Below are 23707 nucleotides of genomic sequence, written 5' to 3'. Positions count from 1 at the left end.
TGCACATGGATAACCGAAACCTGCAGTTGGTTCAGCGCTTCATGCAGCTGCCCCTGGCCCAGCGCGCCCTGTTCCTGGAAAAGCTCGCGTCGAAGAACCTGAGTCTGGCGCAACTGCCGATCCCCGCGATGCGCGAGACGGTCGACGCGCTGCCGTTGTCGTACGCCCAGCAGCGCCAGTGGTTCCTCTGGCAATGGGAGCCGCAGGCGGCGCTGTACAACATTCCCCTGGCCCTGACCCTCAAGGGCGCGCTCGACGTGCCGGCCTTGCAGCGTAGCTTCGGCGCCCTGGTGGCACGCCATGAAAGCCTGCGCACCACCTTCCGTGGCGATGCCGAGCAACCGCAGCAGGTGATCCATGCCGAGCTGGCGGTGCCGCTGCAGGTCGAGCCTGGCAACGCTGACGCACTGCTCGAACAGGTCACCGCCGAGGCGATGCGCCCCTTCGATCTGGAGCAGGGCCCGCTACTGCGGGTCAAGCTGCTGCGCCTGGCCGAGCAGGAGCACGTGCTGGTGTTCACCGTGCACCATATCGTCGCCGACGGCTGGTCGCTGCCGCTGATGGTCGATGAGCTGGTGCAGCTGTACGCCGGTTTCTGCCGTGGCGAGCCGGCGCAACTGCCGGCGCTGCCGATCCAGTACGCCGACTACGCCCTATGGCAACGCAGTTGGATGGAAGCCGGTGAGCGCGAGCGCCAGCTGGCCTACTGGACCGACGAGCTGGGCGACGAGCAGCCGCTGCTGGAGCTGCCTGCCGATCGTCCACGGCCGGCCGTGAGCAGCCATGCCGGTGCCCGCTTGCCGATCGAGTTGGACGCACCTCTGGTGGCGGCGATCAAGGCCGTGGCGCAGGGCCAGGGCACCACACCGTTCGTGGTGTTGCTGGCCAGCTTCCAGGCCCTGCTGCACCGCTACAGCGGCCAGGCCGACATCCGTATCGGCGTGCCGGTGGCCAACCGCAACCGGGTCGAGACCGAACGCCTGATCGGCTTCTTCGTCAACACCCAGGTGCTGCGCGCGCAGTTCGACGGCGAGCTGTCGTTCAGCGCGCTGCTCGAGCAGGTCAAACGACGCGCCTTGGGCGCCCAGGCGCACCAGGACCTGCCGTTCGAACAGCTGGTCGACGCGTTGCAGCCCGAGCGCAGCCTGAGCCACAGCCCGTTGTTCCAGGTCATGTACAACCACCAGACCCAGGCCAGGGGCACGCGCCAGCGCGTCGGCGGCTTGCAGGTCGAGGAGATGCTCTGGGCCAACGACAGCGCCAAATTCGACCTGACCCTGGACACCTTCGAACACGAGGGCGGCATCAGCGCGGCGCTGACCTACGCCACGGAGCTGTTCGATGAGGGGACCGTCGCGCAGATGGGTCGGCATTGGCTGAATCTGCTGCAAGACGCTGTCCGGCACCCTCAACGGCCCATCGCCGAACTGGCCTTGCTCGATGCCCCCGAGCGCCAACGGCTGCTGCATGAATGGAACGACACTGCTGCTCCATACCCGGACCATGCCTGCCTGCACCAGCTCTTCGAAACCCAAGCCGCGGCCACCCCGGACGCGCCGGCATTGCTGTTCGCCGACACCACGCTGAGCTACGCCGAACTCAACCGGCAGGCCAACGCCCTGGCGCACAAGCTGCGCGAACTGGGCGTGGGCCCTGACGTGCTGGTGGGCATCGCCATGGCGCGCGGCCTGGAGATGGTCGTGGGCCTGCTGGCGATCCTCAAGGCCGGGGGCGCCTATGTGCCGCTCGACCCGGACTATCCGCAGGCGCGCTTGGAATACATGCTCGAAGACAGCCAGGCCCGTGTGCTGCTGTCGCAGTCGTCGTTGCTGGAGCGTCTGCCACAGGCGTCCCATGCCCGGACCTTGCTGCTCGATACGCTCGATCTGTCGGCGTATCCGACCAGCAACCCGACGTGCCACGGCGCACCTGAAAACCTGGCCTACAGCATCTACACCTCCGGTTCCACCGGCCTGCCCAAAGGCGTGCTGATCGAGCATCGAAACGCCTGTGCTCTGGTGGGCTGGGCGCAGTCGGTGTACAGCCGCGAGCAACTCTGCGGTGTGCTGGCTGCCACCTCGATCTGCTTCGACCTGTCGGTGTGGGAGCTGTTCGTCACCCTGGCCTCGGGCGGTTATGCGGTCATCGCCCGCAACGCCCTGGAGCTGCCGCATCTGCCGGCCAAGGACCAGGTGCGCCTGGTCAACACCGTGCCCTCGGCCATTCAAGCGCTGCTGGAATCCGGCGGCCTGCCGACCAGCGTGCGCACGGTCAACCTGGCCGGCGAAGCGCTCAAGCAGTCGCTGGTCGATGCGCTGTATGAGACCGGCCACATCGAGCAGGTCTACGACCTGTACGGCCCTTCCGAAGACACCACCTATTCCACCTACACCCTGCGCCAGGCGGGCGGCACGGCCAGCATCGGCCGGCCGATCAGCAACAGCGCCGCGTACATCCTCGGCAGCGCCGGGCAGGTGTTGCCGGTGGGTGGGGCCGGCGAGCTGTACATGGCCGGCGCCGGCTTGGCCCGGGGCTACCTGGGCCGTCCGGGGCTGACCGCCGAGCGCTTCGTGCCCAATCCGTTCGACGAGAGCGGCGGGCGCTTCTACCGCACCGGCGACCTGGCGCGCTACCAGGCAGACGGCCAGATCCAGTACGCCGGGCGCCTCGACCATCAGGTGAAGGTGCGCGGTTTCCGTATCGAACTGGGCGAGATCGAAGCGCGGCTGCAAGCCCAGCCGCAGGTCAGCCAAGTCGCGCTGCTGGCCCTGGACGGCCCGAGCGGTCAGCAACTGGTGGCCTACATCGTGCCGACCGAGCTGTCACTCGTGGGCCGGGCGGATGACGAAGCGGCGCTGCGCAGCGAACTGCGCGACGCCCTGCGCGCCCAACTGCCGGACTACATGGTTCCGGCGCACCTGCTGCTGCTCGACCGCCTGCCGCTGACGCCCAACGGCAAGCTCGACCGCAAAGCGCTGCCCCAGCCCGATACCCAGGTAACGGGCAACGCTTACGTGGCCCCGCACAGCGAACTGGAACGACAGATCGCCGCGATCTGGGCCGAGGTGCTGAAACGCGAGCAGATCGGCCTGACCGACAACTTCTTCGAGCTGGGCGGGGACTCGATCGTTTCCCTGCAAGTGGTCAGCCGCGCCCGGCAACAGGACATCCAGTTCACGCCCAAGGAGCTGTTCCAGCACCAGACCGTGCAAGGGTTGGCTGCCGTAGCGCGGCGCCACGGCGGCAACGCCATCGACCAGGGCAAGGCCCAGGGCAGCACGCCGCTGGTGCCGATCCAGCACTGGTTCTTCGAGCAAGCCATCGACGCACGCCAGCACTGGAACCAGGCCGTCTTGCTGGCACCCAATCGCTCCCTGTCGGCCGAGCCGCTGGCCGCGGCGTTGCAGGCTTTGCTCGAGCACCACGACGCCCTGCGCCTGCGGTTCGCGGCGGTCGACGGCGCTTGGCAGGCCGAATTCGCCGAACCTTCAACCGAAGTGCTGTGGGTACGTGAAGTCACCGATCTCGATGCCCTGCACGCTGTGGCCGAGCAGGCCCAGGCCAGCCTCGACCTTGCCCACGGCCCGTTGCTGCGCGCCGTACTGGCGACGCTCGGCGACGGCAACCAGCGCCTGCTGCTGGTGATCCATCACCTGGTGGTGGACGGTGTGTCCTGGCGGGTGCTGCTCGAGGACCTGCAACGGGCTTATCAGGCCCTGGCCACCGGGCAGGCGCTCGCACTGCCTGGCAAGACCTCCTCGGTCAAGGTCTGGGCCGAACGCCTGGCCGAGTACGCACAGGGCGCCGAACTGCATCAGGAGCTGGACTACTGGCACGCCCAACTGCACGGCGTGGACGCCGGCCTGCCGTGCGACCGCCCAGGCGGCGCCAATCTGGAGCGCCACGCCGTATCGGTGTCCACCCGCCTCGACGCGCAGTGGACCCGCCAACTGCTGCAAGAAGCGCCGGCCGCCTACCGCACGCAGATCAACGACCTGCTGCTGACCGCCCTGGCCCGTGTCATCGGGCGCTGGACCGGTCAAGCGGACGTGCTCGTGCGCCTGGAAGGCCACGGCCGCGAAGACCTCTTCGACGGCCTCGACCTGACCCGCACCGTAGGCTGGTTCACCAGCCTCTACCCGCTCAAGTTGAGCACCCAGCCGACGCTGGCGGCCTCGATCAAGTCGGTCAAGGAGCAACTGCGCGGTGTGCCCAACAAGGGCCTGGGCTATGGCCTGCTGCGCTACCTGGGCGATGCCCCGGCGCGCGCGGCGCTGGCGCAACTGCCGGCCGGCGAAATCGTCTTCAACTACCTGGGCCAGTTCGACGCCAGCTTCGATGCGCAAGACGGCCTGTTCGCCCCGGCGCAGGAAGGCAGCGGTGCAGCGCGCAGTCCCGACGCGCCACTGGGTTCGCTGCTGGCGCTCAACGGCCAGGTATATGGCGGTGAGCTGAAACTGGCCTGGAGCTTCAGCGGCGAGGTGTTCGACACCGCCACCATCCAGGGCCTGGCCGATGCCTACGCCGAAGAGCTCAAGGCACTGATCGCCCATTGCTGCGACGGCGAGCAGCACGGCGCCACGCCGTCGGACTTCCCCCTGGCCGGCCTGAGCCAGGCCCAGGTGGACGCGCTGCCGGTGGCCGTAGCGCAGATCGCCGATGTCTACCCCTTGTCGCCGATGCAGCAGGGCATGCTGTTCCACACCCAGTACGAGCAGGGCAGCGGCGACTACATCAACCAGATGCGCGTGGACGTCGAAGGGCTCGACGGCGCACGCTTCCTGCGCGCCTGGCGTGAGGCCCAGCAGGCCCACGACATCCTGCGCAGCAGCTTCGTCTGGGACGGCGAGTTCGAGCGGCCGTTGCAGATCGTGCATCGGCAGGTCGAGGCCGGCTGGCGCGAGCTGGACCTGCGCGACGATGCCGCGTTGCTGCCAGCGCTGGACCGCTTGGCCGACGCCGAGCGCGCGCGCGGCTTCGACCAGGGTCAGGCGCCGCTGATGCGCCTGACCCTGGTTCGCACCGGCACCGACAGCCATCAACTGATCTTCACCCACCACCACATCCTCATGGACGGCTGGAGCACCTCGCGCCTGCTGGGCGAAGTGCTGCAACGCTATGCCGGCCAGCCGGTAGCGGGCCAGGCCGGCCTGTACCGCGACTACATCGGCTGGTTGCAGCGCCAGGACCCCGCCGCCGCGCAGGCGTTCTGGGCCCAGCAACTGGCCGAACTGGAGGAGCCGACGCTGTTGCTGCACGCGCTCGGCCAGACGCAAGCCCCCGGCCAAGCCGGCCAGGGCGAGCATCACCAGCCGTTCGACCGCGCGCGCACCCAGCGCCTGGAAGCCTTCGCCCGCAGCCAGCGGGTGACCGTCAACACCGTCATGCAGGCCGCCTGGCTGTTGCTGCTGCAACGCTACACCGGGCATGCCACGGTGTGCTTCGGCGCCACTGTGGCCGGGCGTCCGGCGGAGCTGGCACACGTGGAAGAGCAGATCGGCCTGTTCATCAACACCTTGCCGGTGGTGGGCTCGCCGCGCCTGACGCAGACCGTGGGCGAGTGGTTGAGCGAGGTACAGCGGATCAACCTGGGGCTGCGCGAGTTCGAGCACACACCGCTCAACGACGTGCAGCGCCTCGCCGGGCAGGGCGGTCAGGCGCTGTTCGACAGCCTGATGGTGTTCGAGAACTATCCGGTGTCGGAGGCCTTACAGAAGGGGGCGCCGAGTGGGTTGCGGTTCGGTCCGGTCGGCAATCGTGAGCAGACCAATTACCCGTTGACGCTCTTGGTGGGCACCGGCGCCACGCTGTCGGTGCAGTTCAACTACGACACCTGCCGCTGGCCCGAACCCGCTGTGGAACGTCTGGCGCTGCACCTGACCACGCTGCTCGACGCCATCGTCGCCTCGCCAGGCACGCGAGTGTCCGAACTGCCCATGCTCGGCGCCCAGGAGCAGCAACGACAGCTCATCGACTGGAACGCCACCACCGCCGACTTCCCCCGCGACCGCAGCGTGCAGCAGTTGATCGAAGCGCAGGTGCGCGCCACGCCCGAGGCCACGGCGCTGGTCTTCGCCGACCAGCACCTGAGCTATGCCGAGGTCAACCGCCGCGCCAACCGCCTGGCACGCCAGTTGCGCGCGCAGGGCGTGGGCGCCGAAAGCCTGGTGGGCATCGCCATGGAGCGCAGCCTGGAGATGGTCATCGGCCTGCTCGGCGTGCTCAAGGCCGGCGGCGCCTACGTGCCGTTCGACCCCGAGTACCCGCGCGATCGACTGGTGTACATGTTCGAAGACAGCGGTGTGCGCTTGCTGTTGAGTCAGCCGCACCTCGTCGAACAGTTGCCGGTGCCGACAAGCGTGGAAGTGATCGCGCTGAACCCGGGTGCCGACCTCGAAGGCGATTGGGCCGACGACGACCTGCACGTCGACGTCGCGCCGCACAATCTGGCCTATGTGATCTACACCTCCGGCTCCACCGGCCGGCCCAAGGGTGCAGGCAACAGCCAGCAGGCCCTGGTCAACCGCCTGTGCTGGATGCAGCGCGCCTATGGCCTGCAAGACACCGACAGCGTGCTGCAAAAGACGCCGTTCAGCTTCGATGTTTCGGTGTGGGAGTTCTTCTGGCCGCTGATGACCGGCGCACGCCTGGTGGTGGCGCAACCGGGCGCGCACCGCGATCCGGAACTGCTGGTACGCACGCTGTGCGACCACGCCATCACCACCGTGCACTTCGTACCTTCGATGCTGCAGGCCTTCCTGGGCAGCGAGCAGGTCGAGCAGTGCAGCCGCCTGCGCCGGGTCATGTGCAGCGGTGAGGCGCTGCCGGCCGAACTCGCCCGACAGACCCTGCAACGCCTGCCCCAGGCGGGGCTGTACAACCTGTACGGCCCGACCGAGGCAGCCATCGATGTCACCCACTGGACCTGCGGCGCCGACGACGGCATCGCCGTGCCCATCGGCGTGCCGATCGACAACCTCAAGACGCACATCCTCGAACACAGCCTGCAACCGGCCGTGTGCGGTGGCGTCGGCGAGCTGTATCTGGGCGGCGTGGGCCTGGCCCGCGGCTACCACCAGCGCCCGGCACTGACCGCCGAGCGCTTCGTGCCCGATCCGTTCGACGCCAAGGGCGGCCGGCTGTACCGCACCGGCGACCTGGCGCGTTACCGCGCCGACGGGGTGATCGACTACGTCGGCCGCATCGACCACCAGGTGAAGATCCGTGGCCTGCGCATCGAACTGGGTGAGATCGAAGCGCGCCTGCTAGAGCAGGCCGCCGTGCGCGAAGCCGTGGTGCTGGCGGTCGATGCCGCCCATGGCAAGCAATTGGTGGCCTACGTGGTGCCGAGCGAAGCCGATGTGCTCTCCAGCCTCGATGCCCAGGCGCACTGGCGCGAACGGCTGCGCGCCGCGCTCAAGGAACACCTGCCGGACTACATGGTGCCCACGCACCTACTGGCGCTCGCCCATCTGCCGCTGACACCCAACGGCAAGCTGGACCGCAAGGCGTTGCCGGCGCCCGACGCCAGCGCGCTGCAAGGCGAATACGTCGAACCGCAGACGGAGTTGGAGCAGCGCATCGCCGAGGTCTGGGCGCAGGTGCTCAAAGTCGAGCGCGTGGGCCTGGACGACAACTTCTTCGAGCTGGGCGGCGATTCCATCGTTTCGCTGCAAGTAGTGAGCCGTGCGCGCAAGCTCGGTATCCACATCACGCCCAAGCAATTATTCAAGCATCAGACCGTTCGAACACTGGCAAGCATCGCCAGCCGGATCGGTAGCAATCACATCGATCAAGGGCCGGTGGTGGGCAGCCTGCCACTGACGCCGATCCAGCAATGGTTCTTCGAACAGGACATTCCCGTACGTCAGCATTGGAACCAAGCGGTGTTGTTGACCACTCGCGAAGTGCTGGAAGCTCAGCCGCTGCGTGAAGCCCTGACGGTGCTGTTGGCCCATCACGATGCCCTGCGGCTGCGCTTCACTGCGCAGTCCAAGACATGGCAGGCTCTGTTCGTCGATTCGAGCCAGGACCTGCTATGGGAGCGTGACGTGGCCAACGGTACGGCCTTGACCGTGCTCGTCGACCACGCTCAGCGCAGTCTCGACCTCGAAAACGGCCCTCTGTTGAGGGCGCTGTTGGCGACCATGGCCGATGGCAGTCAGCGGTTGCTGTTGGTGATCCACCATCTGGTAGTCGATGGCGTGTCCTGGCGAATCCTGCTGGAAGATCTGCAACAGGCTTACCAGGCATGCCTCACTCGACAACCCCTGGTGTTGCCCGCCAAGACGAGCGCTTTCAAGACTTGGGCCGAGCACCTTCAGCACTATGCCCGCAGTCCTGAGCTGCACGCGCAGCTCGACTACTGGCAGATGCAGTTGCAGGGCGTGCCGGATACGCTGCCGTGCGACCACTCTGCAGGCGGCAACCTTGTGCGGCATGCCAGTTCGGTGTCCACGCGCCTCGATGCGCAATGGACGCGGCAACTGCTGCACGACGCGCCGGCCGCTTATCGCACGCAGATCAATGATCTGCTGCTGACCGCTTTGGCTCGAGTGCTCAGCCGCTGGACTGGACAGCCCGAGGTGTTGGTGCGCCTGGAAGGTCATGGCCGCGAAGACCTGTTCAGCGAGCTCGATCTGAGCCGTACGCTGGGCTGGTTCACCAGCCTGTTCCCAGTCAAGCTCAGTCCTCAGGCCGGTCTGGCCGATTCTCTGAAGACCATCAAGGAGCAACTACGCGCTGTTCCCGACAAAGGCGTCGGTTACGGCGTTCTTCGCTACCTGGCGGACGCCCGAACAGGTGAGGCGCTGCACGCACTGCCACAAGGTCAGGTGCTGTTCAACTACCTTGGCCAGCTCGATGGCAACTTCGATGCCGACGACAGCCTGTTCATCCCGGCACAAGAAAGCCCAGGCCAGGTTTATGACAGTAGCTCGGCTATGGGCGCCGAGCTGAGTATCAATAGCCAGGTCTACGGTGGCGAGCTCCGGTTGAGCTGGAGTTTCAGTCGCGAGCGTTTCGAACCTGCCACCGTCCAGCGCCTGGCCGATGAGTACGTCCAGGAACTGCAGGCGCTCATCGAGCACTGCAGCAACGGCACCGCGCAAGGCCTAACGCCTTCCGACTTCCCGTTGGCGGGTCTCGACCAGGCTCAATTGGACGGATTGCCGATGGCGGCAGGCGATATTGCCGATGTCTACCCACTGTCGCCGATGCAGCAGGGCATGCTGTTCCATACGCTGTATGAGCAGGGGCGCGGCGACTACATCAATCAACTGCGGGTGGATGTCGAAGGACTGGACAGCGAGCGGTTCGTTGCGGCATGGCAGGCTGCGATACGGGCCCATGACATTCTGCGTACCGGATTCGTCTGGCAGGACGACCTGGGACAGGCCGTGCAGGTGGTACGCAGGGAAGTCGAACTGCCTGTCGCCCTATACGACTGGCGCGATAGCGAAGACCGGATCGATGCCACACAGGCATTGGCCCAGGCGGAGCGCGACCGTGGCTTCGAACTGAGTCAGGCGCCTTTGCTGCGCTTGGCGTTGATCCGTACGGATGCGCACCGCCACCATGTGATTTTGACCCATCATCATCTCTTGCTGGATGGTTGGAGCACCTCGCGGCTGCTCGGCGAAGTGCTCCAGCGCTACGCCGCAAACCCGGTCCGCGCGCAAGCAACGCGCTACCGCGATTACATCGCCTGGCTGCAAAGTCAGAACGGCAAGACCACCCAGGCGTTCTGGCAAAACCAACTGGCATCGTTGCAGGAGCCCACTCGCCTTGCACAAGCCATGGGCGCGTCGCGCAGACTCCATGCCTGCGCGCAAGGCGAGCATATCCAGCGTTTCGACGTTGAGCAGACGGATTGCCTGAGCAGGTTCGCGCGCCTCAACCGCGTTACTGTGAACACTTTGGTGCAAGCGGTCTGGCTTTTGCTGTTGCAGCGTTATACCGGTCAGGCCAGCGTGTGCTTCGGCGCTACGGTGGCAGGTCGTCCGCCACAGCTTCCGGGTGTGGAAGAGCAAATCGGGCTGTTCATTAATACCCTGCCGGTGATCGGTGCGCCGCGTGCGGAACAGACGGTTGTGCAGTGGATCCGCCATGTGCAGGCCAACAACCTGGAGCTGCGTGAGTTTGAACACACGCCCTTGTACGAGGTGCAGCGTTGGGCGGGTATGGGCAATGAAGCGCTGTTCGACAGTTTGCTGGTGTTCGAAAATTACCCGGCAGATGAAGCACTGAGCAAAGGGGCGCAAGGCGGGCTGATCTTCGGGGCGGTCGCCACCACCGAGCAGACGAACTATCCACTGACCGTTGAGGTGTCGCTTGGCGACACCCTCAAGGTGCACTACAGCCATGACTTGTCGCTGCTCAGCGGCGAGGCCGTGTGCCAGATCTCCGACAGCTTTGCGATGCTGTTGCAGGCACTGGTAAGCGATGCCGACGCGGCGCTGGGAACACTGCCGCTGTTGGCTCCGGCCGTGCAACAGACGCTGCTGCTTGATTGGAACCCCAGCACTGCCCCGGCAGACACAGGGCTACGCGCGCACCAGTTGTTCCAGGCGCAGGCCGCCTTGCGCCCTACAGCGGTCGCGTTGTTATTCGACGACCAGCAACTGACCTACGCCGAACTCGACCAGCGCAGTAACCGACTGGCCCATGCATTGCGTGCTCAGGGCGTAGGCAGCGACGCACTGGTTGGCATCGCCGCCGAGCGTGGTCTGGTCTTGGCGGTGGCCCTGTTGGGCATCCACAAGGCGGGTGGCGCCTACGTCCCACTGGACCCGGCTTTCCCCCAAGACCGACTGGCCTACATGATGGCCGACAGCGGCATGTCGCTGCTGTTGGGCGACGCCACATCCTTGGCACGCCTGCCGGTGCCCGCCGGTCTGCCGCGCGTCACCTTGCAAGCGGACGACCAGTGGCTGGCCGAACAGCCCTGCACCGCCCTGGCCGAAGTGGCCACGGCCGACAGCCTGGCCTATGTCATCTACACCTCCGGCTCCACGGGCCTGCCCAAGGGTGTGGCCATCGCCCACCACGCGCTGTCGGTCTTTTGTGAAGTGGCCGGCGACTACTCTCGCCTGTGCCCGCAAGACCGTGTGCTGCAATTTGCTACCGTGAGTTTCGATGGCTTCGTCGAACAGTTTTTCCCGCCACTGGCGCGCGGTGCCTGTGTGGTGATGCGTGATCAGTTGTGGGACCCCGACCGCTTCTTCGCCGAGGTGCGGCGCCATGGCATCACCCTGGCTGACCTGCCTGCGGCCTACTGGCGCTTGCTGGCGCTGGAGCGGCGCCCGGCGCAGGACTATGCCAGCCTCAAACAGATCCACGTCGGCGGCGAAGCGGTAGCGCCGGACGCCATGCAGGCTTGGCTGGAAAATGGCCCGGCCGCAGTGCAACTGGTCAACACCTATGGCCCGACCGAAGCCACGGTAGTGGCGACCACGTTCGCCTGTTCGCGCCTCGACCAAGTGCCGGAAAGCGGCGTGCCGATCGGCCGCGCCATTCCCGGGCGGACAATGTATGCCCTGGACGGCGGCCTGATGCCAACTCCGGTCGGCGTGGCTGGTGAGCTGTTCATCGGCGGCAGCGGATGCCTGGCCCGCGGCTACCACCAGCGCCCCTCGCTGACCGCCGAACGCTTCGTGCCGGATCCTTTCGACCTGGCCGGCGGTGGCCGTCTTTATCGCACAGGCGATCTGGGCTACTTCGATGCCGCGGGTGAAATCGCTTACCGCGGTCGCGCCGATCATCAGGTGAAGGTACGTGGTTTCCGTATCGAACTGGGCGAAATCGAGCAGCATCTGCAAGCCCATCCGTTGGTGCGCGAAGCCGCCGTGCTGGCGGTGGATCAGGCCGGCGGCAAGCAGCTGTGCGGCTACGTGGTCGGTCATGCGCCAGTACCCGACGATGTGCGCGAGCAGATAAAGACGTACCTGGTGGCGCATCTTCCGGACTACATGGTGCCCTCAGTGCTGGTAGTGCTCGAACGCATGCCGTTGACGCCGAGCGGCAAACTCGACCGCAAAGCGCTGCCTGCGGCCGACTTCACTCAAGCCCAGCACACTTACGTGGCCCCGCACAGCCCATTGGAGCAGCAACTGGCCGACATCTGGGCCGGGGTGCTGAAACTCGAGCAGGTCGGCGTCACGGACAACTTCTTCGAACTGGGCGGTGACTCGATCATTTCCCTGCAAGTGGTCAGCCGGGCGCGCAAGGTCGGCATCCACCTCACGCCCAAGCAGCTGTTCGAACACCAGACGGTGCAGGCGTTGGCCGCGGTGGCGGGTGAGACCCAGGCTAGCTACGTCGATCAGGGGCCGGTGACGGGCAGCATGCCGCTGACGCCGATCCAGCGGTGGTTCTTCGAAGAGGCGATTCCGGTGCGCCAGCATTGGAACCAGGCGGTGTTGCTGAAGGCTCGAGAACCGGTGAAGGTACAAGCTTTACAGGAATCCTTGGACGCACTCGTCTCCCATCACGATGCGTTGCGTCTGCGATTCACCCATAGGGATCCGGGATGGCATGCCGAATTCCAACCGACTGCTCAAACGACGTTGTGGCAGTACGATGTCGACGGTGCGAGCGAGTTGCAGAGCATCGCCGAGCGTGCCCAGCGCAGTCTGGACCTTGCTCAGGGCGATGTGTTGCGTGCAGTGCTGTTCGACCTGAGCGATGGCAGCCAGCGGCTGTTGCTGATCGTCCATCACCTGGTAGTCGATGGAGTGTCTTGGCGGGTGCTTCTCGAAGATTTGCAACAGGCTTACTACGCTCGAGTCGCACACCAGCCGGTAGCACTGCCAGAAAAAACCAGTTCGTTCAAACAGTGGGCCGAGCAACTCTCGGCCTATGCCAGCGATGCCGAGTTGCAACGCACCTTGGCGTATTGGCAGACACAATTGCAGGGCGTCAGCGATCAACTGCCATGTGATCACCCCGACGGGGACAATGTGCTGCGTTGCGCGGTGTCGGTACGTACCTCGCTCGACGCCCAGTGGACGCGCAAGCTGCTGCAGGAGGCACCAGCGGCGTATCGGACCCAGATCAATGACCTGTTGTTGACCGCCCTGGCTCGCGTGATCGCCCGCTGGACAGGGCGCGATGACGTGCTGATACGCCTGGAAGGCCACGGTCGCGAAGACCTTTTCGAAGGGCTCGACCTGAGCCGTACCGTTGGCTGGTTCACCAGCCTCTATCCAGTCAGGCTCAACGTTGGCGCAGGGCTCGGCGAAGCGCTGAAAACCGTCAAAGAGCAATTGCGCGAGATTCCCGGCAAGGGGCTGGGCTATGGCGTGTTGCGCTATCTGGGAGATGCTCAGACGCGCCATGCGTTGCAGCAACTGCCCCAGGGTGAAATCGTCTTCAACTATCTTGGCCAGTTCGATGCAAGCTTCGATGCTGCCGATACGCTATTCGTGCCAGCTGCAGAATCTAGCGGTGCCAGCCTGGATGGCGAGTCGCCTCTGGGTAGCCTGCTGACCATCAACGGTCAAGTGTATGGCGGCGAACTGCAACTCGAGTGGAGCTTCAGCCAAGCATGCTTCGAAATATCTACCGTCAGGCAGCTGGCCGATGCGTTGGGCGATGAGCTCAAGGCGCTGGTGGCGCATTGCTGTGAGCCGGGCAATGGTGGCTTTACACCCTCGGACTTCCCATTGGCGCGTTTGAGCCAGCGGCAGCTGGACGGCCTCGTCGTGCCTGCGGTGCAACTGGCCGATGCCTACCCGCTGTCACCCATGCAGCAAGGCATGCTGTTCCATGCACTGCAAGATGGCCAAGAGGGTGCCTATATCACCCAGTCGGCAGTCGAAGTCCAGGGCTTGCACCTGGAGCGTTTCGTGGAGGCGTGGCAGCACGTCGTCGATCGCCACGACATTTTGCGCAGCGGTTTCATTTCCTCTGCGCAGTTGAGCGATCCGCTACAAGTGGTCTATCGACACGTCACCTTGCCGGTGCGCATACATGACTGGCGAGGTCAGGCCGTCAGCCAGTCGATGCTCAAAACGCTCGAGACCCAAGACGCGGCAGAAGGCTTCGCACTGGACACGGCGCCCTTGATGCGACTTACGCTGGTGCGTATGGATGACCAGCGCGCCCATCTGATCTGGACGTCGCATCACATTCTCATGGATGGCTGGAGCAGCTCGCAGTTGCTCGCTGAAGTACTGCAGACCTATCACGGCCACCCCAGCACAGGGCCGGTCCGACGTTATCGAGACTATATCCGCTGGCTCGCCGAACAACCCCAGGCCCACCTCGAACGCTTCTGGTCCGACAAGCTGCGCACGCTGGAGAGCGCCACCCTGCTGGCCGGCAGTATCGCGCCCCAGGCCGACGCCAGCCGGGTCGGCCACGACGCGCTGTACCTGAAGTGGGACGCCGCCCGCACCCGCGACCTGCGCGAACAGGCCCAGCGTTTGCGGGTCACGCCCAACACCCTAATCCAGGCCGCGTGGCTGTTGCTGCTGCAACGCTACACCGGTCAGGCCACGGTGTGCTTCGGCGCCACGGTGGCGGGGCGACCGGCCAGCCTGGCCGGCGCCGACGAGATGCTCGGGCTGTTCATCAACACCTTGCCGGTGGTGCAGACGCCACAGCCGCAGCAGCGCGTCAGCGATTGGCTGCAAGCGCTGCAAGGCTACAACCTGGAACTGCGCGACCACGAGCATGCGGCCTTGGCCGACGTGCAGCGCTGGGCCGGGCGTCCGGGGCAGGCGCTGTTCGACAGCATCGTGGTGTTCGAGAACTTCCCGGTCGACGAGCGCCTGCAAGAGGGCGGTGGCGGCACGCTGCGCTTCGGTGAGGTCAGCAGCCGTGACGTCACCAACTACGCCATGGACCTGGCCGTGCACCTCACCGATACCTTCTCGGTGGAGTTCCTCTACCTGCGCGGCAGCTTCACAGCGGCTGCCGCCGAACTGCTGCGCGGCAGTTTCGAGCGACTGTTGCTGGCCCTGCTCGAACACAGCGACGCCACTCTGGGCAGCCTGGACATGCTGACCGCAGACCAGGCCGAGGCTGCCCGCCAAGGCAATCTGCTGCGGGCGAGCGAAGCCACGCTACCGCTGCTGGCCGCACGCATCGCCGAACACGCCCAGGCCCGCCCGCAGGCCGTGGCGGTGGTCTGCGCCGAGCAGCGACTGACCTACGCCGAACTCGACCAGCGCGCCAACCGCCTGGCACACCTGCTGCTGGCCCAGGGCGTGCGCCCGGAAACCACCGTCGGCATCGCCCTGGCGCGCTCCGTGGAGGTGATCGTGGCCTTCCTGGCGGTGATGAAGACCGGGGCGGCCTACGTGCCGCTGGACATCGACTACCCGCCAGAGCGTCTGGCCTGGATCGTCGAGGATTCGGCCATGCACCTGCTGATCACCAGCAGCGACCTGCAACCGCGCTTCGCCCAGGTGCAACGCTGCGTCGCCCTGGACCAGCAGACGCTGCACGACCTACCGACCAGCGCGCCGCTGGTGCAGGTCGAGCCCGACAACCTGGCCTACCTGATCTACACCTCCGGCTCTACCGGCAAACCCAAGGGCGTGGCGGTCAGCCACGGGCAGATCCGCATGCACTGCCAGGCCATCGCCGGGCTGTATGAAATGGACCAGCGCACCCGTGAGCTGCTGTTCATGTCGTTCGCCTTCGATGGTGCCCAGGAGCGCTGGCTCTCGACCCTGTCGTCCGGCGGCTGCCTGGTGGTGCGCGACAATCGCCTGTGGAGCGCCGAGGAGACCTTCGACGTGCTGCACGCCCAGCGCATCGACATCGCCTGCTTCCCGCCGGCCTATCTGCAACAGCTGGCCGAATACGCCGAAAGCCAGTCGCGCCCGGCGCCGCCGGTGCGCATCTACTGCTTCGGCGGCGATGCGGTGGCCGACGCGCTGTTCGAGCAGGTCAAACGCAGCCTGCGCCCGCAGGCGTTGACCAACGGCTACGGACCGACCGAAACCGTGGTCACGCCGTTGCTGTGGAAAGTCTGCGCCGAGCAGCGTTGCGAGGCGGTCTATGCGCCCATCGGCCGACGGGTGGGCGAGCGCACGCTGCATGTGCTCGACGCCGACCTCAACCCGTTGCCCGATGGCGTGGCCGGCGAGCTGTACATCGGCGGGGAAGGGGTCGCGCGCGGCTATCACCAGCGCCCCGGCCTGACCGCCGAGCGTTTCGTGGCCGACCCGTTCGCCCAGGGGGCGCGGCTCTACCGCACCGGTGACCGCGTGCGCCGCCGCGCCGATGGGGTGATCGACTTCATCGGCCGCCTGGACAACCAGCTGAAGATCCGCGGTTTCCGCATCGAGCCGGGCGAAATCGAGGCGCGCCTGCGCAACCTCGGCGACGTGCGCGACGCAGTGGTGGTGGCGCGCGAAATCGGTACCGGCAAGCAGTTGCTCGGCTACGTGGTCACCGGCAACCCGGCCACCAGCGCCGAACGGCTGCGCGAGGCGCTGCGCGCCGAGCTGCCGGACTACATGGTGCCGGCGCAGTTGGTGCTGTTGCCGGCGCTGCCGCTGACGCCCAACGGCAAGGTCGACCGCCAGGCATTGCCGGCACCGGACTTTGCCGGCCAGCGCCAGCTGGTCGCGCCGCGCAACGCCATCGAACGCGCACTGACGAAGATCTGGCAGGAGGTATTGGAGGTGCCGAGCGTGGGCGTGGACGACAACTTCTTCGAGCTCGGCGGCGACTCGCTGCGGGTCCTGAAGATGCTGTCGAAGGTGCGCGCCGACGAGCAGTTGCCGATCGAGCTGAAGCTGCGCGATGTGATCGCCCGGCCGACCATCGGCGAGCTGTCGGGGTACTCGGAAGCGTCCGAAGCACTGGATCCTTTGCTGCCGCTCAACAGCCGCGTGGCGGGTGTGACGCCGCTGTTCTGCCTGCACGCCGGTTTCGGCACGGTGTTCGACTACGAGCCGCTGGCACGGCGTCTGGAAGGGCGCTGCACGGTGTACGGCCTGCAATGCCGCATGCTGCTCGACCATGCCTGGGAAGACGACTCGATCCAGTCCATGGCCATCGACTACGCCCAGTACATTCGCCAGAAGCAACCCGATGGGCCTTATCAGTTGGCCGGTTGGTCGCTGGGCGGGACGCTGGCGGTGCTGGTTGCGCAAGAGCTGGAAAGCCAGGGCCAGCAGGTGACGCTGCTCGGCCTGGTCGACAGTTTCGTGCCCGACGCGAGCGCGGCCGAGGCGGTGGAAGAGACGTGGGACGCCGACCTCGGCGGCTTCCTCGGGGTGCTTCTCGGCACCCCGGTGGACGTGCCGGCGCTTGCGGCGGGCAGCAGCCAGGCCGTGCTGGAAGCGGTGATCGAACAGGTGCGCAACGACCAGGCGGGGCAGTCGAGCTATGCCGGCATCAGCACCGCCGAGCTGGCGCACACCTTCATCGTCGCCATGCGTCTCAAGACGCTGTCGCGCGGCATGGCGCCGCTGCCGCGGACCCAGGTACGCGCGACCTGCTGGTGGGCGGGCAGCGAGGTGGATGCAGCGGCGATTCCTGGCAGTGGCGCCCATGTGGCGGTCGCGGCCGGGCATTACGACATCCTGCGCCAGCCCGAGGTGCTCGAGGGGTTGATCGGCGGCCTGCGGTTGCGGGAATACGCCGGCGAGTGAGGTGATGCGCCGCGTGAGCGGCGCGGTAGGACCAAGCCCCCTGGCAGCCGCTCGAACGCGGTTGGCAGGGGGCTTTTTCATGGCTGGCGGTGGGTGAAGGACGGACACCGAGTGGCACGCCGAGACGCGGTGGTGCGCGAGCATTCATGTCTCGCTCATCGTTCGAACGTCGAACAGATGCGGGCAAACGAAAACGGCGCGCCTTGTGGGCGCGCCGTTGCGGTGGGGCGGTAATGGGCTCAGCGCTGCATCAGAAGTCGTAGCGCAGGGTCAGGTTGGCGTTGCGCGGGGCGCCGTAGTGGCCGTAGCTGCCGGCCATGCCCGAGTAGTACTTCTCGTCGAAGAGGTTTTCCACGTTCACGGTAGCGGCGAGGTTGTCGTTGATCTTGTAGCGCGCCATCAAGCTGGCGACGGCATAGTCGTCCTGAGTGATCCGTGAACCGAAGCGACGGAAGTAGACCGAAGACTTGGAGTTCCAGTTGACCCCGCCACCCAGGGTCAACTTCTCCCATTCGCCTGGCAAGCGATAGGTCGTCCACAGACGGAACGTGTCCATGGGCAACTGCGTGGTCAGGCGAGTGCCTTCCGCGTCTTCGGTACGGGTATGGCTGTAACCGGTCTGCAGGTTCCAACCGGGTGTGATTTCACCCGTCAGTTCCAGGTCGATGCCTTTGGTTTCGGAGCCGTCGACCGCGGTGTAATAGTCTTCCTTGGTGATGTCGCTGGTGCCTGCGTACTCGGCGAAGTTGTCGCGCTTGATCCAGTAGGCTGCCACGTTGCCGTTCAGACGACCGTCGAAGAACTCACCCTTCCAACCCAGTTCGTAGTTCTTGCCGACGATGGGTTCGAGCGACTTGCCATTGATGTCGCGGGCTGACTGTGGAAGAAAGATGTCGGTGTAGCTGGCGTAGATCGACTGCTCGGGCGTGATGTCATAGACCAGGCCAGCATAAGGCGTCACGACGCCGGTTTCTCGCATGTCGTCTGGAATCACGTTGCCGGTCTGCGGCGTCGCCAGTCGGTAGGACCTGAAGTAGTAGTCGTAGCTGTAATCGGACACGCGCGCACCGAGGATCAAATGCCACTGGTCGGTGAGGTTGAAGCGGCTGGCGGCGAAGTAACCTTGTTTACGCGACTTGATGTCGAAATCCAGACCCGTCTCGAACGGCGCGTTCGCAATCTGGTTATCCCAGGTGTTGTAGTTGAACTCGACGTCACTGGAGTAGGCGGTGTGGTCGTTGTGGTAGTCGGAGTAGTTGTAGCCGACGACCAGATCGTGGCTGCGGCCGAACAGTTCGAAAGGCCCCCTGAGGGTGACGTCCACGCCTTTCTGGATCTGCTCCACATTGGCTTTGTCGTGGCTGCCTTCCGCCTCGCCTGTCGCTTGATCGATGAAAGCGTTGCCGGTCTGGCTGCTGTAGGTGGTGTTGTCCAGGTCGCGCTTGATCTCCATGTAGTTGCCGACGACACGCAGTTCCCAGTCGTTGGCCAGCTTCTGTTCGAGGGTCGAGGTGTAGTTGGTGGTATCGAACTTCTCATACCCCCAGCGTGCCCCCGAACTGGTCGAGCGCGAGAAGTGGGTAGGTTGGCCGTTGTCGTACAGCATCGGGACGCCAGGCGAGCCCGTCGCCTTGTACTTTTGATTGTCGATACCGAAGCGCAGCAGGGTCGAATCGGTCAGGTCGCCTTCCACGACGCCATAAACGATCTCACGGTCCTGGGTGTACCAATCCATGAAGGTGTCGTTGTCTTGCTTAGCAGCCACCAGTCGGCCACGAATGGTCTTCTGTTCGTTCAGCGGGCCCGACACGTCAGCTTCGGCGCGGTAGTTGTCCCAGGAGCCTACGCTGCCTTGCACGTAGGATTTGAATTCAGCGGTAGGCTTTTTTCGAATCAGGTTGACCACCCCGCTGGGCTCGCCCGCGCCCGTCATCAGCCCCGTCGCACCGCGGACGATTTCGACATGGTCGTACAAGGCCATGTCCAGAAGGGTAGTGGGCATGGTGCGGGTGACGTTTTCCTGAATGGTGGTCACACCGTCGAACTGGTAGGTGTTGATCGCATTGCCACGGGAATAGATGTTGTAACGCTCGCCGCCATCCTGCGTCATGGTGATGCCGGGCGTGCTCTTGAGCACGTCGGTCATGCTCATCAGGTGCTGGTCGTCCATGCGCTGGCGCGTCACCACGGTGATGGTCTGCGGTGTCTCGCGGATCGACAGGTTCATCTTGGTGGCCGTGCTGGTCTGGCCGGTGGTGTACGAACCTGTGCCTTCGGTGGTTTCGCCCAGGCCCATGCTGTTGACCGTGGTCGCCGACAGTTCCACTTGCCCGGCCGCCGCCGCACCGGCCGATGCCGTCACGGTGATGGTGTTGCCGTCGATCTGGTAGCGCAGGTTGGTGCCGCGCAGCAGCGCACCCAGCGAGCCTTGCAGGTCGTAACGCCCGCGCAACGGGTTCGAGCGCAGCCCTTCGACATCCGCCGGGCTGAACAGGATCTGCACGTCGGCTTGCCGGGCGAACGATTGCAGCGCCGAATTCAGGGGTTGCGCGGGAATGTCCAGCGTCCACTCCTGGGCCTGGACGTAGGCGCTGGAGGCCAGATTCAGCGCCAGACCCATGCCGCAGCAAGCCAGGGCTTTGTGGGGGCGGATCGACTGGCGCATCAAGAGGGCTTTGGCAAGCGGATGAAGTCGGTTGTGCAGCGGAGCTGGCATGGCGAAGGGTCTCGTTTGCGAACGATGCATAGTTATTGGGCGCCGTGTTGGCGGCGGTGCTGTGGGACGTATGCGCGACGACCGGCCGACAGGGCTTGAACTCCCCAGCTCAACTGCCTGGCCGATGACTGCCGTCGCGTTCCGCTCAACCTTTAACGAACGAGGCGCGCGAATATTTAATTCAGAGTTCTTGCACCACACGGAAGCCCAGGTAATCGCCGCGCGTGGTGCGGAAGCGATCGTTGCGGTTGCCCGAACGCGAGAACACCGGCGCTTCGCCCCAGTCGTTGCCGCGCATCTGCGCGCGCTTGCAGGGCGAGTCGGTCATCCAGGCGCTGCCGTCAGTGGGGGCGCCAACATAATCGTCATGCTGGCAATCCGCTACCCATTCGTACACGTTGCCGTGCATGTCGTACATGCCGAAGGCGTTGGGCGGGTAGCTGCCGACCGGGGCGGTGTAGGTGTAGCCGTCGCGTGGGCCGTAGGTGTTGGCGTGCTGGGTGATCTGATACTGGCCTTCTTCGTCGAAGGGGAACGGGAAAGGGCCGGTCGAGCCGGCGCGGGCGGCATACTCGCGCTCGGCTTCGGTGACCATGCGGTAGGTCTTGCCGGTGGTCTTGGACAGCCACTGGGTGTAGGCCTGCACTTCGTACCAGTCGATGCACACCGCCGGTTGCCGCGGACCTTGCGGGTAGCTGGGCTTGCTGGCCTCGCACCAGCGGCCGGGGCGGTCGTCGCCGCTCTTGATCCGGGTGCCGGTGGCCTTGATGTAGGCGTTCAGTTCGCCGGCGGTGACGTGGTAGCGGCTGATGGCGAAGGGCTTGGCGAAGGTCACCTTGTGCTGCGGGCCTTCGTCGGGCTCGCGCCCGACTTCGCCTTCGGGTGTACCCATGAGGAAACTGCCCGCCGGCAGCACGACCATTTCCGGGCAGTCCTTGCACGACTTGAATACATCGCCGGGCTTGGGCTCGGCCTGGGCGCCGCTGGCGGCCAGCAGCAGCCCCGCGAGTGACAGGGGTTTGGACAAGCGGACGAGCGGGTGCATGGAGGTTCCTCATCGACGAAGCAAGCGGGGACGCACGGCGCGACGGGCTTTGCGAAAAGCGCGTTGGCGGGATGCGGGCGTTGCAGGTAGAACGAGGGTGGAGAGAGGGAAATTAAGTCGGGTGGGGTAGCGGCCAATGCGTCTGGCCCTGCCTTTGCGCAACCTCCAGCGCACGCGTTTCGGGCTGGAGGCCCTGGCGACGCCAGCGTTTACAGGCCCAGTTCCGACAGCCCTGGATGGTCGTCCGGACGACGCCCCAGCGGCCAGCGGAACTTGCGCTCGGCTTCGCTGATGGGCAGGTCGTTGATGCAGGCGAAGCGGCGGTGCATGAGGCCGTTTTCGGCGAACTCCCAATTTTCGTTGCCATAGGAGCGGAACCAGTTGCCCGAGTCGTCATGCCATTCGTAGGCGTAGCGCACGGCGATGCGGTTGTGGGTGAAGGCCCAGAGTTCCTTGATCAGGCGGTAGTCGAGTTCCTTGCGCCATTTGCGGGTGAGGAAGGCTTTGGCTTCTTCGCGGTTGCTGACGAACTCGACGCGGTTGCGCCATTGGGTGTCGGGGGTGTAGGCCAGCGACACCTTTTCCGGGTCGCGGGAATTCCAGCCGTCCTCGGCTAGGCGGACCTTTTGCGTGGCGGTGTCGTGGGTGAAAGGGGGGAGAGGCGAGCGGCTGTCGTTGGGCATGTCGGGCTCCAGGGGCGATGCGATGAGTGCCGTGCTGGATGACCATGCCACAGCGAGCGACGTTCCGGGTTGGCTGCGACGGACGGCAGAGCCGCCCTCAGTCCGAGCATCGCACGGAGCCGATTGCCTAGTGTGCCGTCGACGCTTCGCCAGCCTGTCGCCGCGCTCGACGCCGCGCCACCTTGAGCATGACCAGCCCCGTGATGCCGGGCATGGGGAAGATCAGGATGGCCGTTTCCATCCAGCCCAGCGAGCCATCGGAAAAGACCATGGCCAATATGCCGCTGTTGAGGATCAAGCCCCAGATCAGCGCGACGACCACAGCGGTGACCACGCGCGGGTCGTCGTGCAACGCCGGCGCTTCGGCCATGGCTTCGGCGAACGCTTTCCAGCAACCGCGCAGGCCATAGGCCGAGATGATCGCGATGGGAATGGCCATCCCCGGCGCGCTGAACAGCAGGACGATCAGGAACGGCAAGCCGACCAGGAACGACCACGTGACCGGGACCAGCCCGACCAAGGCGCCGAGGCTCAAGTAGATGCGCAGTTTCTTCAATGGGGTCATGGGCGACTTGTCTCCAGGCGTAGAGGTTCGGGCAGGCGTGGGCGCTCGCATGGCTCAAGGGTCCTCGGGCGGGTCGGGCGTGGGATTGGCGTCCTCCAGATCCTCGATGACCTTGAGCACCTGCCCGTCCGCGGCCTGCACTACGGTGTGCCCACCGGCGACGGCCTGCCCGCTGCGCGTATCGCGAGCCTGCAGGTCGTTCGGCAGGTAGAACTCCAGCTCGCCAGCGCGGTGCATGAGCTGGGTCCCGGCCGGGTAATGCATGGGCCCGAACTCACCGGGCCGGTCGAGCACGCCGCTCCAGGCCTGCGGCTGCCCGTAGGGCCGCGTGCCTCGCATGCTCAACGAATGCAGGCGCAGGCCGAGCACATCGACCGATCGCTCTTCGTCGCGGGCGACCCACCACTGCTCGCCAGCGATCAAGGTCACCGGCCCTGGCCAAACGATACCGCCCAGGCGTGTACCTGCGGCCAGCACGCAACGGTCAAGTGTCCACTGGCTTGGCTTGAACCTAGCGCCTGTAGGCACGTGGAGCTCGACGATGCCTGGCTCGCATCGCCAGCCGTCCACCGTTTGGCCGCTTGAGGTATGAAGCTGCGCACTGGTATCCGATAGCTTCAGGCTGTGCACGGACATGCCTTTGATAAGGAGGGGGTCGGGCGCAAAAGACGCCTTGTCCAAGCTGTCCATACCCCAGGGGATGGGCAGGCCGGGGATCGAGGGAATGGGTTCGATCCGCTCGATGTGCGCCCGTGTGCCTGCCGGCAGCACCAGCTCACCGAGTACGGTTTCCCGCTCCAGTCGCGGATTCTGCGCACGCCACGTTTGCCATTCTTCGCTGTGTGACAGGCCATAGGGCACGCTGGCGACCACCAGCAGCGCCAGCAACGCCGCGAAACGCCCGCCGCGGGCAAGGATGTAGCGATTGCTGCGCGGGATCATCAGCGCCACCACCGCTGTGAGCATGAGCCAGAGGAAGACCGTGCTGGAGATGAAGGCCAGATAGCCGCGCAGCAGGAATTGAAGGTCGACGGAGGTCATGGCCATCCTTGGGAGCCTCGAACAGGGGCGCGCAGGGTAAAC

General features: G+C 65.5%; 6 protein-coding genes. 1 reads left to right on the top strand and 5 read right to left on the bottom strand.

Annotated elements, in window-relative coordinates:
- Positions 1–5: 5 nt before the first annotated feature.
- Positions 6–17615: a non-ribosomal peptide synthase/polyketide synthase gene (locus ACSMEV_RS00480; protein WP_459206816.1), complete on the top strand. Its 17610-nt coding sequence runs from the start codon at positions 6–8 to the stop codon at positions 17613–17615.
- 250 nt (positions 17616–17865) lie between these two features.
- On the opposite strand, the gene ACSMEV_RS00475 is transcribed toward ACSMEV_RS00480, so the two are convergent.
- The 5 genes from ACSMEV_RS00475 to ACSMEV_RS00455 all read right to left on the bottom strand — a co-directional run bounded on the left by ACSMEV_RS00475 (position 17866) and on the right by ACSMEV_RS00455 (position 23665).
- Positions 17866–20331 (bottom strand): TonB-dependent siderophore receptor, encoded by a 2466-nt coding sequence (locus ACSMEV_RS00475; protein WP_459206815.1) that lies wholly within the window; start codon positions 20329–20331, stop codon positions 17866–17868.
- A 181-nt stretch (positions 20332–20512) separates the two neighbouring features.
- On the bottom strand, positions 20513–21376 hold the full coding sequence (gene pvdO / locus ACSMEV_RS00470) for a dihydropyoverdine dehydrogenase (protein WP_459206814.1): 864 nt from the start codon (positions 21374–21376) through the stop codon (positions 20513–20515).
- Between the two features lie 209 nt (positions 21377–21585).
- Positions 21586–22059, bottom strand: coding sequence for a nuclear transport factor 2 family protein (locus tag ACSMEV_RS00465; RefSeq protein ID WP_459206813.1), 474 nt, complete (start codon positions 22057–22059; stop codon positions 21586–21588).
- Positions 22060–22186: 127 nt separating this feature from the next.
- Positions 22187–22624 (bottom strand): hypothetical protein, encoded by a 438-nt coding sequence (locus tag ACSMEV_RS00460; RefSeq protein WP_459206812.1) that lies wholly within the window; start codon positions 22622–22624, stop codon positions 22187–22189.
- A gap of 54 nt (positions 22625–22678) precedes the next feature.
- Entirely contained in the window at positions 22679–23665 is a 987-nt protein-coding gene (locus ACSMEV_RS00455; protein ID WP_459206811.1) for a hypothetical protein, read from the bottom strand.
- Positions 23666–23707: the final 42 nt, after the last annotated feature.

The sequence above is a fragment of the Pseudomonas sp. MLB6B genome, from assembly GCF_054508135.1.
Note: the sequence above shows the minus strand (reverse complement) of the source record. Positions and strands in the feature narration are given on the sequence as shown.

Coding starts and splice junctions, on each gene's coding strand:
- ACSMEV_RS00480 (WP_459206816.1), top strand. CDS start 6: ATGGATAACCGAAACCTGCAGTTGGTTCAGCGCTTCATGCAGCTGCCC.
- ACSMEV_RS00475 (WP_459206815.1), bottom strand. CDS start 20,331: ATGCCAGCTCCGCTGCACAACCGACTTCATCCGCTTGCCAAAGCCCTC.
- pvdO (WP_459206814.1), bottom strand. CDS start 21,376: ATGCACCCGCTCGTCCGCTTGTCCAAACCCCTGTCACTCGCGGGGCTG.
- ACSMEV_RS00465 (WP_459206813.1), bottom strand. CDS start 22,059: ATGCCCAACGACAGCCGCTCGCCTCTCCCCCCTTTCACCCACGACACC.
- ACSMEV_RS00460 (WP_459206812.1), bottom strand. CDS start 22,624: ATGACCCCATTGAAGAAACTGCGCATCTACTTGAGCCTCGGCGCCTTG.
- ACSMEV_RS00455 (WP_459206811.1), bottom strand. CDS start 23,665: ATGACCTCCGTCGACCTTCAATTCCTGCTGCGCGGCTATCTGGCCTTC.